Consider the following 16,085-nt stretch of genomic DNA (forward strand, 5'->3'; position numbering starts at 1 on the left):
GGTGTTATTGAAGTTGCGGAGACTTAAATATGAAACTTGAATTTTCGATTTATCGTTACAATCCCGACGTTGATAATGCGCCGCATATGCAAGATTACACCCTCGAAGTTCCAGAAGGGCGTGACATGATGCTGTTGGATGCATTAATTCAATTAAAGGAAAAAGATCCTACCTTATCGTTCCGTCGTTCTTGCCGTGAAGGTGTTTGTGGCTCTGATGGCGTGAACATGAATGGTAAAAATGGTTTGGCTTGTATCACACCTATTTCATCTTTACAGAAAGGAAGTAAGAAAATTGTGATCAGACCGTTACCCGGTTTACCAGTAATTCGTGATTTAATAGTGGATATGACTCAGTTCTATACACAGTATGAGAAAATTCGTCCGTATTTAATTAATAATGGCAAAAATCCTCCTGCTCGTGAGAACTTACAGTCACCAGAACAACGTGAAAAGCTTGATGGACTTTACGATTGTATCCTTTGTGCTTGTTGTTCAACATCTTGCCCGTCATTCTGGTGGAATCCAGATAAGTTTATCGGGCCAGCTGGATTGTTAGCTGCATATCGTTTCTTGATTGATAGTCGCGATACAGAAACAGAATCTCGCCTTGATGATCTTAACGATGCGTTCAGCGTATTCCGTTGTCATGGCATTATGAACTGTGTCAGCGTATGTCCTAAAGGACTCAATCCAACAAAAGCGATTGGCCATATTAAGTCGATGTTGTTAAAACGTAGTGCATAAAATAATAACCGCCCTAAAATAGTTAGGGCGGTTAATGGAAAAACTAAGTTAGACGTTTGCGGTAAATAGTAAGGCACCTTTAAACACTGTTAGACAGTGCTTAAAGGTTCCTTGAGAGCTAAAGCTCCATATTTAAAGAACCTGCGAGATAGCGGGTCATGAGAGAACCTTGCAATCGACACCGTTTAATCACGGTATTAGTTATCCACGGCGAACTAAAGCTGTATAGCTTAAGGGATCATAATGCAGAACGGCGCAATGAAGGACTGGCTAGAATCAACATTTCTAGCAGGAGAGAATCAGTCTTACATAGAAGATATCTATGAAGATTACCTAACTGACCCAAACTCTGTTGACGAAAGTTGGAGAGAGATTTTTCAACAACTGCCCGCAAGTCAAGGCATAGAGCAGTCGCATTCTCAGACCCGCGACTACTTCAGACGCCTCGCAAAAGAATCCACTCGATATCATACCTCGGTAAGCGATCCGGCAACGGACTCAAAACAAGTCAAAGTTTTGCAGCTCATCAATGCTTTTCGTTTCCGTGGCCATCAAAATGCGAACCTCGACCCACTTGGTTTATGGAAACAAGAATCTGTTCCAGATTTAGATCCTGCTTTCCATAATCTGACTAAAGAAGATTTTGAAGAAACTTTCAACGTCGGTTCTTTTGCTATCGGCAAAGAAACCATGAAATTAAGTGATTTATATGAGGCCCTGAAACGCATTTATTGTGGTTCAATCGGTGCTGAATATATGCATATCACTAATACTGAAGAAAAACGCTGGATCCAACAACGTTTAGAATCAGTTAATGTTGCAGACCAATTTACAAAAGAAGAAAAGTTACGCTTCCTGACAGAGCTAACAGCTGCTGAAGGCTTAGAACGTTATTTAGGTGCGAAATTCCCAGGTGCGAAACGCTTCTCTTTAGAAGGTGGTGATGCATTAGTACCTATGTTGAAAGATTTAATCCGTCATGCCGGTAAACAAGACACTCGTGAAGTGGTTCTTGGTATGGCACACCGCGGACGTTTAAACGTTTTGGTTAATATCCTCGGTAAAAAACCTGCTGATTTATTTGATGAATTTGCGGGGATCCATAAAGAGCATTTGGGAACTGGTGACGTTAAATATCACCAAGGTTTTTCATCCGATTTTGCAACGGAAGGGGCTCAAGTTCATTTAGCATTAGCCTTTAACCCTTCTCACTTAGAGATTGTTAGCCCAGTTGTTATCGGTTCTGTTCGTGCTCGTCGTGATCGTTTAGATGAAGCGCGTAGTAATATGGTTCTTCCTATTACAATTCATGGTGATGCGGCGGTAACTGGTCAAGGTGTTGTTCAAGAAACCTTGAATATGTCGCAAGCGCGTGGTTATGAAGTTGGCGGTACAGTTCGTATCGTTATCAATAACCAAGTTGGTTTCACCACGTCAAATCCAAAAGATGCTCGTTCAACACAATACTGTACTGATATTGTGAAAATGGTTCAGGCACCAATTTTCCACGTTAATGCCGATGATCCTGAAGCCGTTGCTTTTGTAACTCGTCTTGCATTGGATTTCCGTAATACTTTTAAACGTGACGTAATGATTGATTTGGTGTGTTATCGCCGTCATGGCCATAACGAAGCGGATGAGCCAAATGCGACTCAGCCTCTGATGTATCAAAAAATCAAGAAACACCCAACACCACGTAAAATTTATGCAGATAAACTGGTTGCTCAATCACTGCTTGATGCCAATGATGTGACTGAACTGGTTAATCTCTATCGTGATGCACTAGATCGTGGTGATTGTGTTGTTGAAGAATATCGCCCAATGGGGCTGCATTCTTACACATGGGAGCCGTATTTAAATCACGAATGGAATGAAGAGTATCCACATAAAGTAGAGCAAACACGTTTACAAGATTTAGCGCGTCGTGTGAGTACTGTCCCGTCAGAAATCGTGATGCAATCTCGTGTTGAGAAAATTTACGCTGACCGTGCTGTCATGGCAGAAGGTGAGAAATTGCTCGACTGGGGTGCTGCGGAAACATTAGCGTATGCAACTTTAGTTGACCAAGGTATTACGATCCGCCTTTCTGGTGAAGATGCCGGTCGTGGTACATTCTTCCACCGTCACGCCGTTATTCATAATCAAACTAATGGTTCTGTTTATGTTCCATTGGCTAATATTCATAATGCTCAAGGGCAATTTAATGTCTGGGACTCTGTATTAACAGAAGAAGCTGTTCTTGCATTTGAATATGGTTATGCAACAACAGAGCCTCGTGGATTGACGATTTGGGAAGCGCAATTTGGTGACTTCGCAAACGTTGCTCAAGTCGTTATCGACCAATTTATTAGCTCTGGTGAGCAAAAATGGGGTCGTATGTGTGGTTTAGTGATGCTGTTACCACACGGTTATGAAGGCCAAGGCCCTGAACACTCTTCTGCACGTTTAGAGCGTTATCTGCAACTGTGTGCAGAGCAAAATATGCAGGTTTGTGTGCCATCAACGCCTGCTCAGGTTTACCATATGTTACGCCGCCAAGCATTACGTGGTATGCGTCGCCCACTTATCGTAATGTCACCAAAATCACTGTTACGTCACCCATTAGCAGTTTCTGCATTGGATGAATTAGCCAATGGTAAATTCTTACCTGTAATTGGTGAAATGGATGATTTAAAACCGGCTGATGTAAAACGTGTTGTGATGTGTTCAGGTAAGGTTTACTACGATTTATTAGAACAACGTCGTGCTAATGAGCAAAACAACGTTGCCATTATTCGTATTGAACAACTGTATCCATTCCCACACGAAGATATTGCACAAATTCTAGCATCTTACTCCCATGTGAAAGATTTTGTTTGGTGTCAAGAAGAGCCTTTAAATCAGGGGGCTTGGTATTGCAGCCAGCATAATTTCCGTGATGCGATCCCTACGGGCGCAACATTACGTTATGCAGGACGCCCTGCATCAGCCTCTCCAGCAGTTGGTTATACCTCTGTTCATCAGGAGCAACAAAAAGCTCTGGTTGAAGACGCACTGAAAGTTGAATAAATAAGGATAGAAAATGAGTAGTGTAGACATTCTAGTACCGGATCTCCCTGAATCAGTTGCTGACGCATCGGTCGCAACTTGGCATAAAAAACCTGGTGATAGCATTCAACGCGATGAAGTGCTGGTTGAAATCGAAACAGATAAAGTTGTTTTAGAAGTTCCTGCAAGTGAAGCGGGCGTATTAGAAAGTATCCTTGAAGATGAAGGCGCTACTGTTGGCTCACGCCAATTACTCGGACGCATTCGTTTAGGTGATAGCACCGGTATTCCTGCTGATGTGAAACCAGCTCAAGATAGCACACCTGCACAACGTCAAAGTGCTGACATTGCTGAAAAAGGCAATAACGATGCATTAAGCCCAACAGCGCGTCGTTTAGTGGCAGAGCACGATGTTAATCCTGCTGATGTGAAAGGTAGCGGTGTAGGTGGTCGTTTAACTCGCCAAGATATCGAAGGCCATGTTGCAAATAAAACGGCAACGAAACCTGTTGAAGAAGCGCCTCAAGCGCTGTTATCTCACCGTAGTGAAAAACGTGTTCCAATGACACGTTTACGCAAACGTGTTGCAGAACGTTTATTAGAAGCGAAAAACACTACTGCAATGTTGACAACGTTTAACGAAATCAACATGCAACCAATCAAAGATTTACGTGCTCAATATGGCGAAGCTTTCGAAAAACGCCACGGTGTCCGTTTAGGCTTTATGTCTTTCTATATTAAAGCGGTTGTTGAAGCACTGAAACGCTACCCAGAAGTGAATGCTTCTATTGATGGCACAGATGTGGTTTATCACAACTATTTCGATATCAGTATTGCGGTATCAACGCCTCGTGGCCTGGTAACACCAGTATTACGTGATGCGGATGCAATGAGCATGGCGGATATTGAGAAAAATATCAAAGCATTAGCAGTAAAAGGTCGTGATGGTAAGTTGACCGTTGAAGACTTAACGGGTGGTAACTTTACTATTACAAATGGTGGTGTTTTCGGCTCATTAATGTCAACGCCTATTATCAACCCACCACAAAGTGCCATTTTAGGGATGCATGCTATTAAAGATCGCCCAATGGCCGTTGATGGTCAGGTTGTTATTCTACCAATGATGTATCTGGCTCTATCTTATGACCACCGTTTAATTGACGGTCGTGAGTCTGTCGGTTTCTTAGTAACCGTCAAAGAGATGCTAGAAGATCCAGCCCGTTTATTACTTGATGTATAGGTAATAAATACCGCTTTTAGGCAGGAGATGCTCCTCCTGCCTACTTAGCAACAGACACAAGCATCAAAGAAGTACAGTGTGTTCGTGAAGTCAGATTTCTCTGGCTTATAGTCAAAAAAATAAGAAAGCCCGACTTTCAACAAGATTATGGATAGAACATCATGAATTTACACGAGTATCAGGCAAAACAGCTTTTCACACGGTATGGATTACCAGCTCCTGCTGGTTTCGCCTGCTCCACGCCGCGCGAGGCAGAAGAAGCTGCATCAAAAATCGGTCAAGGCCCTTGGGTCGTGAAATGTCAGGTTCACGCGGGTGGACGTGGTAAAGCGGGCGGCGTAAAAGTCGTTAAATCTAAAGAAGAGATCCGCGCATTTGCTGAACAATGGTTAGGCAAACGTTTAGTGACTTATCAAACAGACGCTAACGGTCAGCCTGTTACACAGATTTTGGTTGAAGCTGCAACTGATATCGCTAAAGAGCTTTATCTTGGTGCGGTTATTGACCGTGGTACCCGTCGCGTTGTCTTTATGGCTTCAACTGAAGGCGGCGTAGAAATTGAAAAAGTAGCGGAAGAAACGCCAGAACTTATTCATCGCGCAATTATTGATCCACTGACAGGCCCAATGCCTTATCAGGGAAGAGAACTGGCTTTTAAACTAGGTTTAAAAGGTAAGCAAGTCAGTCAATTTGCTAAGATCTTTATGGGATTAGCTACTATTTTCTTAGAGCGTGATCTTGCGCTAATTGAAATTAACCCTTTGGTTATCACTAAAGAAGATGATCTGATTTGTCTAGATGGCAAATTAGGCGTAGATAGCAATGCATTATATCGCCAGCCTGAAATGCGTGAACTGCACGATCCATCGCAAGAAGATCCGCGAGAAGCGCAAGCTGCACAATGGGAACTGAACTACGTTGCATTAGATGGCAACATTGGTTGCATGGTTAATGGTGCTGGTTTAGCAATGGGTACTATGGATATTGTTAAACTTCACGGTGGCGAACCAGCTAACTTCCTCGATGTGGGTGGTGGTGCAACAAAAGAGCGTGTAACAGAAGCATTTAAAATTATTTTGTCAGATGAAAATGTCAGTGCTGTATTAGTCAATATTTTCGGCGGTATTGTTCGTTGTGACTTAATCGCAGACGGTATTATTGGCGCAGTTGAAGAAGTTGGCGTTAATGTTCCTGTGGTTGTTCGTCTTGAAGGAAACAATGCAGAGTTAGGCACCAAGAAATTAGCGGATAGTGGATTAAATATTATCGCAGCTAAAAGCTTAACTGATGCCGCGAAACAAGTTGTTGCAGCAGCGGAGGCAAAATAATGTCTATTTTAATCGATAAAAACACCAAAGTAATTTGCCAAGGTTTTACTGGTAGCCAAGGAACATTCCACTCTGAGCAAGCAATTGCTTATGGTACACAAATGGTTGGAGGTGTTACGCCAGGTAAAGGTGGCACTACGCATTTAGGACTTCCAGTATTTAATACTGTACGCGAAGCTGTTGAGGCAACGGGGGCAACTGCGACAGTTATTTATGTACCTGCGCCATTTTGTAAAGATTCAATCTTAGAAGCGATTGAGGCAGGCATTAAACTCATCATTACTATTACAGAAGGCATCCCTACTTTGGATATGCTAACAGTAAAAGTAAAATTAGATGAAGCAGGCGTACGTATGATTGGCCCTAACTGTCCTGGTGTAATCACACCGGGTGAATGTAAGATTGGCATTATGCCTGGCCATATTCATTTACCAGGCAAAGTTGGCATTGTATCTCGATCAGGTACATTAACGTATGAAGCAGTTAAACAGACAACAGATGTTGGTTTAGGCCAATCAACGTGTGTTGGTATTGGTGGTGACCCAATCCCAGGTTCTAACTTTATTGATATTCTGAAGCTATTCCAAGAAGATCCACAAACAGAAGCAATTGTGATGATCGGTGAAATTGGTGGTACAGCAGAAGAAGAAGCAGCTGCTTATATCAAAGATCATGTGACTAAACCAGTTGTAGGTTACATTGCTGGTGTGACAGCCCCTAAAGGTAAACGCATGGGACATGCGGGAGCTATTATTGCAGGCGGTAAAGGCACAGCAGATGAGAAATTTGCTGCTCTTGAAGCTGCGGGTGTTAAAACTGTGCGTAGCTTGGCCGATATTGGTGAAGCTATTAAATCAATGATCAAGTAAGTAACGATACTGTTAATAATTTCATATTGATACTATCTTAAATGCCAGTTTCTTAATAGGAAGCTGGCATTTTTATATCTAGCTTCATTTAAATATTTATATCTATATCGAGTATTATGATTAACATATCAAATATCTATATGAATTAAGGCTAATCATTTGTTTTAAATCGATTTTTTTAAATTTTGATCTCTATGCGTAATCGCTCTTTTTTCTTTTTCTAAGTTTTTTGCATAAACTGGAAATAACGATAAATATTGTTTGTATCCATTCTTCGTTGTTAAAAATAATATTTTAAATGCATGTTTTTAGGTGAAAAATGGACTAGAAAAAGAAAATAAATAGTTATTTTATGTTGTGAACATCATGCTCTTTTCTATAAACATCGTAACAATAGTCCCTAAATTTCCGCTTCAACATCGCTGTAAGGCAGGTTTTTACTGCGAAGATGTTTTTTTAAACATGTTAATGGATAAGTGAAAAGGGGGGCTGGTAAAGAAGGTTGTCTGAGAAAATATTCTTTTATTATGATAGGGCATCAAAAAGAGGATTAAAGCCGAAACTAGGCTCTTTTATACCTATCAAGTGTAATGATGAAACACTTATGATTGTTGTAAGAAATGTTCTACAAAAATAATAAAATACAATAAAGAAAGATTATTTTCCTTTTTCATTTGGCTGAGTTAGTGTTTTTTATTCTATTGATTTAAAAGATTATTTTCAATTTTATTGAATTGTTGATTTATATTTTAGATATATAATATAAATTAGTTACAGTTTACTTATCTGAAATAAAAAACAAAATAAGCAGTCATTAATATTAAAAATAGACAATCACTATTAGATTTTATTTTTATTTTTATTTGGCGAATTAACTAGATGTCATTTTCTGTATTTACACTTTTGTAAATTTCAACCCATTAATTAATAGATTATTTTTTTTAAATATTTATTTTTTACCTGCAAAAAAATGATTTTGATATTAAAATTAATAAAACACAACTAAAAGTGTTTATTTTTAGGGCTTTTATGAAAATAAAAAGTTAATTTTATTATGGAAAATATAAGGAGATAAATTACACTTAAAAATAAAAACAACATTGCATTAACACAATGGTAACTATTGGGTAATTTATTCGCAACTAGTTAACATTAAAGTGTTTTTTTGATGTGGGTCAAGTTATTAATTGTGGCAAAATTTTCTGAATATGCTTAAATTGGCACACGATCAAATATGCTGTTACAAACCTAAAAGTCGTATTGTTGACCTAAGCTCAGAATTCAAATCTGGGTCACGCAAAATATATTTATTATATGTAAATATAAGCGTACTATTTGTAAGGTATTGTGTTTTTGGTCTTTAATATTCGTTGTTGTTTTTAGAGGCATTTATTGTTGGTAGTTATGAGGCTTTATAATTTAATAAAGTCGGGTTGCCGCAAGTCGGTGTCTTCCTGCTAGGAGCAAGGAGTCAAGATGTTTGATATTGTCGAACTGTCACGGTTACAGTTTGCCTTAACAGCGATGTATCACTTCCTGTTTGTCCCGTTAACGTTAGGTATGGCGTTTATGCTGGCAATCATGGAAACGATATATGTTCTGTCGGGTAAACAAGTTTACAAAGATATGACAAAGTTCTGGGGTAAGTTATTCGGTATTAACTTTGCTCTGGGTGTCGCAACTGGGTTGACCATGGAGTTCCAATTTGGTACTAACTGGTCATATTTCTCTCATTACGTCGGTGATATCTTCGGTGCGCCTTTAGCAATCGAAGGTCTGATGGCGTTCTTCTTAGAATCAACTTTCGTCGGATTGTTCTTCTTTGGCTGGGATCGCTTAGGTAAGAAGCAGCACTTGATGGTAACTTGGTTAGTTGCTTTCGGTTCTAACTTCTCTGCACTGTGGATACTTGTTGCGAATGGTTGGATGCAAAACCCTGTCGCTGCAGACTTCAACTTTGAAACCATGCGAATGGAAATGTTGAGTTTTGCTGATCTGGTTTTAAACCCTGTCGCTCAAGTTAAATTTGTTCACACCGTCGCTGCTGGTTACTGTACTGGTGCATTCTTTGTTCTGGGTATCAGCTCTTACTACCTGCTCAAAGGTCGTGACATCGGTTTTGCAAAACGTTCTTTCGCAGTTGCCGCTACTTTTGGTATCGCAGCTGTATTATCTGTTATCGTGCTGGGTGATGAATCTGGTTACGAAATGGGTGACGTACAAAAAACCAAACTGGCTGCAATTGAAGGTGAATGGCATACAGAAGCGGCTCCAGCTGCATTTAATCTGATTGCATTCCCTAATCAAGAAAAAATGGAAAACTCGTTTGCATTACAAATTCCTTATGTGATGGGGATTATTGCAACGCGTTCTTTCGATACGCCTGTATTAGGTCTTAATGATCTGATGAGTCAGCATGAAGTTCGTATTCGTAACGGTATGAAAGCTTACGAATTATTAAGCGAACTGCGTTCAGGTAATACTGATCCTGCTATTCGTGCTGCATTTAATGACGCTAAACAAGATTTAGGCTATGGCTTATTACTGAAGCGTTATACTGATAAGGTTGTTGATGCAACAGAAGAGCAAATCAAATCTGCTGCAAAAGATACTATTCCTAATGTCGCGCCACTGTTCTGGTCATTCCGTATCATGGTTGCCGCTGGCTTCTTGATGTTACTGGTTGTTGCGATTTCCTTCTGGACTGTTCTGTCTAACCGTATTGGTAACTACAAATGGTTACTGCGTGCTGCACTGTTTAGTATTCCATTACCATGGATCGCAGTTGAAGCAGGTTGGTTTGTTGCAGAATATGGACGTCAACCATGGGCGATTGGTGAAATCCTGCCTACGGCTGTAGCAACTTCTTCACTGACACAGGCTGATATCCTAGTATCTATGGGTCTTATCTGTGGTCTGTATACTCTGTTCTTAGTTGCCGAAATGTTCCTGATGTTCAAATTTGGTCGCCTTGGGCCTAGTAGCCTGAAGACGGGTCGCTATCACTTTGAACAGAAGAACGCTTCTTCTGCACAAAGTAAGTAACACAGGAGTCCACTATGTTTGATTATGAAGTATTGCGATTTGTTTGGTGGCTACTGATTGGTATCTTACTGATTGGCTTTGCAGTCACTGACGGTTTTGATATGGGTGTCGGTGTGTTATTGCGCGTTATCGCGAAAGATGACACTGAACGCCGTATTTTGATTAACTCTGTTGCACCTCACTGGGATGGTAACCAAGTCTGGTTAATCACAGCAGGTGGTGCATTATTCGCTGCATGGCCAATGGTTTATGCTGCGGCATTCTCTGGTTTCTATTTTGGTATGATCTTCGTATTGGCGGCATTATTCTTCCGTCCAGTCGGTTTTGACTACCGTTCTAAACTAGAATCTCCAAAATGGCGTGGTATGTGGGATTGGGGTATCTTTATTGGTAGCTTCGTTCCACCATTAGTTATCGGTGTTGCTTTTGGTAACCTGTTACAAGGTGTTCCATTAGAAGTCGATAGCATGCAACGTGTATCTTATAACGGCACGACTAATGCGCTGATTAACCTGTTAAGTCTGTTAAACCCATATGGTTTACTAGCAGGTGTGGTTAGCTTAATGATGATTGTTGCACATGGTGCAAGTTATCTTCAAATGCGTACTACTGGTGAATTACATGAGCGTACTCGTAAAACAACTTACATTACCTCATTAATTACTTTCATCGCATTCGCATTAGCAGGTGTGTGGTTAATCTATGGTATCGATGGCTTTATTATTACAAGCGCTATTGATACAGCAGGTCCATCATCTCCACTACTGAAAACCGTTTCTCATGAAGCGGGTGCTTGGATGACTAATTACAACAATTATCCAGTATTGTGGGCATTGCCTGCATTAGGTCTGTTATCTCCTTTACTGGCGATTGTTGCAACTAAAGCAAATAAAGGTGGTTGGGCATTCCTGTTCACTTCACTGACTATTGCTTGTGTTATCCTGACTTGTGGTGTGACTATGTTCCCATTTGTGATGCCTTCAAGCACGTTCCCAGATGTGAGCTTAACAATGTGGGATGCAACTTCTAGCTTGTTTACTCTGCAAGTCATGACAGTTGTTGCGATTATCTTTGTACCTATCGTTCTCCTTTACACTATCTGGTGTTACTGGAAAATGCATGGTCGCCTCGATAAGAAATTTATCGAAGGTAATAATCATACTCTTTACTAAGGAGCATAGAGAATGTGGTATTTTGCATGGCTTCTCGGCACACTCTTCGCTTGTAGTATTGCGGTGATCGCAGGACTGGCTTACGAGCATGCTGAAGCGAAAAAAACTTCAGAAAGTGAAGAATAATGTTGGATAAAAGTTACCAACTACTAGACAAGGGCCCTATTAGGGCTCTTGTTTTAATCATGGCGTTGGTGATGGCATTTTGTGTTATGTGGGATCCTAGCCGATTTGCGGCGAACACCAGTTCATTGGCAATTTGGCAAGGTATCCTTCTTATTTGGTCGGTTTGTGCGGGGGCGACTTTTGGCCTAGCATTTCGTCCTAAACATGTAATTGCAAAATGTTTATTGCACCCAATCCCTGTAATTATTGTTTTAGTTGTAGGGTTAAGTTATTTCTTCTTTTAAAAAATACCTTATTTCTGCTCATTATATGAAAAAGAAATAAGGTATTTTGTTATCTAAGGATCCTATCAATATTATCTATCTTTTTGTTTTTATAAATGAATATTCTCTTTTAAGTAATCAATAAATAAACGTGCTTTTCTGGGTATGTGTTCACTATAAGGAAAAATAATATTCACGGACTGCGTTAATAATGAGTATTCAGGAAACAGTACGACTAATTGGCCTTCTAATAATTCTTGATGAATATACCAATGTGGCAAAATAGTCATCCCAGAATGTGCAAGAGCCATCTTTTTTAATGCGGCAATAGTATTAGTTTCAAAATAGGCATCTTGCGCTAATTGAGAGAGCAGGGCACTAAACTGTGCAGAAGTTGATAGTTTACTTTGACGTAAATTACTGTTTGCTAAATAGGGAATAGCACTTAAGTCGTTGATGGTTTTTATCGAGAATTTCTGCAACAAATCAGGTGAAATAACTAAACTTATCTCGTAATTAGCCAATTTGGTTGAGCGATAATTACTGTCTTTTAATGTACCTAAACGAATAGCTAAATCTAACTTATGATTTATTAAATCCTCAATGGAAGAATTAAAGGTGTACTGTACTTTCAACTTTGAGTGTAATTGCATAAATTGACTAAGTAACGGTAAAATATAATATTCACCAAATTCAGCCGTTGAACTTAATCGCAACGATCCCTGTAGTTCCTGCTGACCCAATCTTGCTTTATCTAATGTTTGCTCTAACTGAATTAACACTTGGCGGAAATCTTGATAAAGCATCTCGCCAGTCTCTGTCAGCGTAAATCGACGAGTATTACGATTGAGTAATGAGACATTTAACTCTGTTTCTAATGCTTTGATATGAATACTCACCATTGATTTACTCAAGCGCAAATATTTCGCTGCTTGAGTAAATGATCCGGTATCAACAACAGCAATAAAAGAGCGAATTCGATCAATTTGATTTTGCATGATTGTTTACTCTGATTAAACAATAAGTTCTATTTTGTCAGATAGACGAAATTCGTCAATCTTCCGTACTCTATGCACGGAGGATTTTTATGACTTACCGCTATCAAATTGCAGCTATATTTCTACTCGGTTTCTTTATAGATTGTATTAATATTTTTATGTCAGCAATTGCATTACCTGCACTCGCTGATGATATGCAAATTTCCATTGTTTCAGTGACTTGGGTTTCAAATAGCTATATCTTGGGGTTGACGTTAATCATTCCATTAAGTCATTGGTTATCACAGCGTTTTGGAATTAGAGCATTGATGGTGACATCGATGCTGATGTTTAGTTTGTCTGTGGAGCTAGTGGGAAGCTCAGATTCATTTAGTGAGCTTATTTTGTGGCGTTTTATTCAAGGTGTTAGTGGTGGATTATTGATCCCAATTGGACAAGCACTAACTTTTCAATATTTTCAAGGACATGAAAGAAGCAAAATATCTACGATCATTATGGCGATAGCTTTAATTGCTCCTGCAATATCGCCTACGTTAGGTGGATTTATTGTTGATATGGCTTCTTGGCGTTGGGTATTTTATAGCAATATTCCTTTCTCATTGCTAACCGCATTTTTAGCCTTTATTTGGGTAAAAGAGCCATTACCTAAAGAAAATGCTACACCGGATATTAAAGGTATCATTCTTATTAGTTTGCTCATTGTATCAGGGTTGTTTGCTCTATCGGCTTATGGGGAGTATCACTCAACATTACTTGCATTAGTCATAGCTGTATTATCGGTATGTTTTGCAGTACTTTATTATTATCATTATCGACGCCATACATCTCCAGTTATTAATTTAGCACTATTAAAAAATAGAAACTTATCGATCTCTATTTTTATTTATTACTGTATTCCTGGTGTTTTTACAGGTGTAAATATTCTTGCGATTTTTTATTTACAACAATATTTAAAATTTACTGCTCAAGGCACAGGTGTTTTCATGTTGTTATATGCACTTGGGGCTTTTATTTCAATGACAATAAGTGGCGTATTTTATAATAAATTGGGCATGAAACGTTTATTTATTTTTGCTCTATTATTACACAGTGCAGGTATTGCATTATTAATATTTGTAAATAGTAATACTGATATACTTTTATTAATTATTACTTATCTAGTTATCGGGATTGGTGGCGGAATTGGTGCTAATACTGCGCAAACAACGGCTTTATATGATTTTAATTCACAGAAATTAGTTCAAGCCAGTGTTATTTGGAATATTAATAGACAGGTCGTTTTTAGTGTCGGAGCAACCGTTGTTGCTATGTTATTTAATATTTTCTCTCTTTTTTGTTTACCACAAACTGCTTATAACATGACATTTTTAATATGCGCTTTAATTGGCATATTGCCTCTCACACTATTATTTACATTAAAGAAAAAAAGTATTGCACAGGAAATAAAAGATGAAAATTAATACCGGTTTAATTATAGAAAGCATTAAATCTTTGCATGATGAGATTGAAGCTGTTTTTACACAATTTCCACTTTCTGTTGATGCAATAACTAAGATAGAAAATCTTTTATCTAGTGAGTTTTCGATGGTTGGGATCAACGGAAAAGCAGTGAGTTATGATGATGTTATTGTGATGTTCAGAGAAAATGCAGGGAAAAGAAGAGGTCTGAAAATAAAAACGGATGATTATAAAATAATTTATCAATCAGATTGTTTGGCGATTGTCAGATATCAAGAAATACACAGTGAAAATAAGAAAATTCTTATGCGAGAGTCAGTGGCGTTATTGAGACGCAATTCTCATGAAATGAGTTGGCAGTGGCACTACCTCCATGAGACACCAATCATAAATAATTAATTGATTTATATAAAAAACCGGTTTTAAAACTGGTTTTTTTATGCCATTAAAAATAATACTAATAAATAAGACAATCTATGAATTTCTAATTAGCAAGCATTTTTATGCTGTCTTAATGAAAATATTTTTTCTATTCAGAGCACAAAGCATATTGCGTGTTGCAAAGAAGAGTTTATGATTGGCGCCTGAAAACTGTGTTTTCTATTCTTTACGTTACTATGATTCCCTTAGAGCTACCTCTTAAGTATAGTTAAGTGACTTATAGCTTAATTATTTATGGACTTAACTCGGAAAATGTAAGGAAGATATTATGCAGTTTCTTTGGCCTGTTCGTGTTTATTATGAAGATACTGATGCCGGTGGTGTAGTCTATCACGCCAGCTATCTAAAATATTTTGAACGCGCCCGAACAGAACTACTCAGAGAAAAAGGTTTTCATCAGCATGATTTACGGGAGTATGATCATGTTGTATTTGTTGTACGTAAATTATCAATAGAATATATTGCACCAGCTCGACTTGATGAGCTTTTACAAGTAGAAAGTGAAATTACCACATTACGTGGCGCCTCAATGACATTTTCTCAAAAGCTTATTAATCAAGATGGTTATGTTTTGTGTAGCGCAGATGTGCTTGTTGTCTGCGTAGATTCATTAAAAATGAAGCCTGTAGCGCTTCCTAAGTCCATTATCGCGGAGTTTAAGTAGTGGCTGACATGAATGTTATCGATCTCTTTCTAAAAGCAGGGCTTTTAGTTAAGTTGATCATGTTGATTTTAATCGGATTTTCTATTGCATCTTGGGCGATTATTATTCAGCGAACTAAAGTTCTGAATGCCGCTGATCGTGAAGCTGCAGATTTTGAAGATAAATTCTGGTCAGGTACTGACTTGGCTCGTTTATATAAAGATAGCCAAGCTCGTCGTGATGAGTTATCAGGCTCAGAGCAAATTTTTCATTCCGGTTTTAAAGAGTTTGCACGTTTACATCAAGCAAGCGTTCATGCCCCTGATGCAGTTGTAAATGGTGCATCAAGAGCAATGCGAGTCTCTTTCAATCGTGAATTAGAATCACTAGAAACTCATATTCCTTTCCTTGGTACTGTTGGTTCTATCAGCCCATATATTGGCCTGTTTGGTACCGTATGGGGGATTATGCATGCATTTATTGCATTAGGTAGTGTTAAACAAGCAACATTACAAATGGTCGCACCCGGCATTGCTGAAGCGTTGATTGCAACAGCTATCGGTTTATTTGCGGCGATCCCCGCAGTTATGGCTTATAACCGGTTTACGCAGCGTGTAACTAAACTGGAACAAAGTTACGATAACTTTATGGAAGAGTTCCTGACGATTTTACATCGCCAAGCTTTTGCCTCAGCAGAAAAGAAATAGTTAACGCAGAAGGAGATAGCTG

At 38.9% G+C, this 16,085-nt stretch carries 14 protein-coding genes; 13 read left to right on the forward strand and 1 reads right to left on the reverse strand.

Annotated features, from left to right (window positions below):
- Positions 1 to 29 precede the first annotated feature (29 nt).
- The 9 genes from ABN217_RS04850 (at position 30) to ybgE (ending at position 11,837) form a co-directional block, all read left to right on the forward strand.
- Positions 30 to 746 (forward strand): succinate dehydrogenase iron-sulfur subunit, encoded by a 717-nt coding sequence (locus tag ABN217_RS04850; protein ID WP_006537662.1) that lies wholly within the window; start codon positions 30 to 32, stop codon positions 744 to 746.
- 243 nt (positions 747 to 989) lie between these two features.
- Complete coding sequence (sucA, locus tag ABN217_RS04855) at positions 990 to 3,794, forward strand: 2-oxoglutarate dehydrogenase E1 component (RefSeq protein WP_197269422.1); 2,805 nt, start codon at positions 990 to 992, stop codon at positions 3,792 to 3,794.
- Between the two features lie 13 nt (positions 3,795 to 3,807).
- Complete coding sequence (gene odhB, locus ABN217_RS04860) at positions 3,808 to 5,013, forward strand: 2-oxoglutarate dehydrogenase complex dihydrolipoyllysine-residue succinyltransferase (RefSeq protein WP_109410020.1); 1,206 nt, start codon at positions 3,808 to 3,810, stop codon at positions 5,011 to 5,013.
- 161 nt (positions 5,014 to 5,174) lie between these two features.
- Complete coding sequence (sucC, locus tag ABN217_RS04865; RefSeq protein ID WP_072070203.1) at positions 5,175 to 6,341, forward strand: ADP-forming succinate--CoA ligase subunit beta; 1,167 nt, start codon at positions 5,175 to 5,177, stop codon at positions 6,339 to 6,341.
- Complete coding sequence (gene sucD, locus ABN217_RS04870) at positions 6,341 to 7,210, forward strand: succinate--CoA ligase subunit alpha (protein ID WP_072070202.1); 870 nt, start codon at positions 6,341 to 6,343, stop codon at positions 7,208 to 7,210. Before sucC ends, sucD begins: the two co-directional genes overlap by 1 nt.
- 1,476 nt (positions 7,211 to 8,686) lie before the next feature.
- Positions 8,687 to 10,255: a cytochrome ubiquinol oxidase subunit I gene (cydA, locus tag ABN217_RS04875; RefSeq protein WP_088493411.1), complete on the forward strand. Its 1,569-nt coding sequence runs from the start codon at positions 8,687 to 8,689 to the stop codon at positions 10,253 to 10,255.
- A gap of 14 nt (positions 10,256 to 10,269) precedes the next feature.
- Positions 10,270 to 11,427 (forward strand): cytochrome d ubiquinol oxidase subunit II, encoded by a 1,158-nt coding sequence (gene cydB / locus ABN217_RS04880; RefSeq protein ID WP_088493410.1) that lies wholly within the window; start codon positions 10,270 to 10,272, stop codon positions 11,425 to 11,427.
- Positions 11,428 to 11,439: 12 nt separating this feature from the next.
- Positions 11,440 to 11,553, forward strand: a complete 114-nt coding sequence (cydX, locus tag ABN217_RS04885) for a cytochrome bd-I oxidase subunit CydX (RefSeq protein ID WP_004244425.1) — start codon at positions 11,440 to 11,442, stop codon at positions 11,551 to 11,553.
- Positions 11,553 to 11,837 (forward strand): cyd operon protein YbgE, encoded by a 285-nt coding sequence (gene ybgE / locus ABN217_RS04890; protein ID WP_349459139.1) that lies wholly within the window; start codon positions 11,553 to 11,555, stop codon positions 11,835 to 11,837. The genes cydX and ybgE overlap by 1 nt, the downstream gene beginning before the upstream one ends.
- An 89-nt stretch (positions 11,838 to 11,926) precedes the next feature.
- Here ybgE and ABN217_RS04895 read toward each other — a convergent pair whose 3' ends face one another.
- Entirely contained in the window at positions 11,927 to 12,814 is an 888-nt protein-coding gene (locus ABN217_RS04895; protein ID WP_349459140.1) for a LysR family transcriptional regulator, read from the reverse strand.
- Positions 12,815 to 12,903: 89 nt separating this feature from the next.
- Between ABN217_RS04895 and ABN217_RS04900 the strand changes: the two genes are divergently transcribed.
- From ABN217_RS04900 to tolQ, 4 genes are all read left to right on the forward strand, one after another.
- Positions 12,904 to 14,274 carry an MFS transporter gene (locus tag ABN217_RS04900; protein ID WP_349459141.1) on the forward strand — a complete coding sequence of 457 codons (1,371 nt, stop codon included), beginning with the start codon at positions 12,904 to 12,906 and terminating at the stop codon, positions 14,272 to 14,274.
- A complete protein-coding gene (locus ABN217_RS04905) occupies positions 14,264 to 14,671 on the forward strand; it encodes a hypothetical protein (protein WP_196553417.1) in 408 nt (135 codons plus the stop codon). Before ABN217_RS04900 ends, ABN217_RS04905 begins: the two co-directional genes overlap by 11 nt.
- Before the next feature lie 310 nt (positions 14,672 to 14,981).
- Positions 14,982 to 15,377 carry a tol-pal system-associated acyl-CoA thioesterase gene (ybgC, locus tag ABN217_RS04910; RefSeq protein WP_072070591.1) on the forward strand — a complete coding sequence of 132 codons (396 nt, stop codon included), beginning with the start codon at positions 14,982 to 14,984 and terminating at the stop codon, positions 15,375 to 15,377.
- Positions 15,377 to 16,063, forward strand: coding sequence for a Tol-Pal system protein TolQ (tolQ, locus tag ABN217_RS04915; RefSeq protein ID WP_072070590.1), 687 nt, complete (start codon positions 15,377 to 15,379; stop codon positions 16,061 to 16,063). The genes ybgC and tolQ overlap by 1 nt, the downstream gene beginning before the upstream one ends.
- Positions 16,064 to 16,085: the final 22 nt, after the last annotated feature.

It is taken from the genome of Proteus sp. fly-1067 (assembly GCF_040139345.1).
GTDB classification, from domain to species: Bacteria; Pseudomonadota; Gammaproteobacteria; order Enterobacterales; family Enterobacteriaceae; genus Proteus; species Proteus vulgaris_B.

What these genes read in the sequence shown, in the direction of transcription:
- ABN217_RS04850 (WP_006537662.1), top strand. Translation starts at nt 30, where the DNA reads ATGAAACTTGAATTTTCGATTTATCGTTACAATCCCGACGTTGATAAT.
- sucA (WP_197269422.1), top strand. Translation starts at nt 990, where the DNA reads ATGCAGAACGGCGCAATGAAGGACTGGCTAGAATCAACATTTCTAGCA.
- odhB (WP_109410020.1), top strand. Translation starts at nt 3,808, where the DNA reads ATGAGTAGTGTAGACATTCTAGTACCGGATCTCCCTGAATCAGTTGCT.
- sucC (WP_072070203.1), top strand. Translation starts at nt 5,175, where the DNA reads ATGAATTTACACGAGTATCAGGCAAAACAGCTTTTCACACGGTATGGA.
- sucD (WP_072070202.1), top strand. Translation starts at nt 6,341, where the DNA reads ATGTCTATTTTAATCGATAAAAACACCAAAGTAATTTGCCAAGGTTTT.
- cydA (WP_088493411.1), top strand. Translation starts at nt 8,687, where the DNA reads ATGTTTGATATTGTCGAACTGTCACGGTTACAGTTTGCCTTAACAGCG.
- cydB (WP_088493410.1), top strand. Translation starts at nt 10,270, where the DNA reads ATGTTTGATTATGAAGTATTGCGATTTGTTTGGTGGCTACTGATTGGT.
- cydX (WP_004244425.1), top strand. Translation starts at nt 11,440, where the DNA reads ATGTGGTATTTTGCATGGCTTCTCGGCACACTCTTCGCTTGTAGTATT.
- ybgE (WP_349459139.1), top strand. Translation starts at nt 11,553, where the DNA reads ATGTTGGATAAAAGTTACCAACTACTAGACAAGGGCCCTATTAGGGCT.
- ABN217_RS04895 (WP_349459140.1), bottom strand. Translation starts at nt 12,814, where the DNA reads ATGCAAAATCAAATTGATCGAATTCGCTCTTTTATTGCTGTTGTTGAT.
- ABN217_RS04900 (WP_349459141.1), top strand. Translation starts at nt 12,904, where the DNA reads ATGACTTACCGCTATCAAATTGCAGCTATATTTCTACTCGGTTTCTTT.
- ABN217_RS04905 (WP_196553417.1), top strand. Translation starts at nt 14,264, where the DNA reads ATGAAAATTAATACCGGTTTAATTATAGAAAGCATTAAATCTTTGCAT.
- ybgC (WP_072070591.1), top strand. Translation starts at nt 14,982, where the DNA reads ATGCAGTTTCTTTGGCCTGTTCGTGTTTATTATGAAGATACTGATGCC.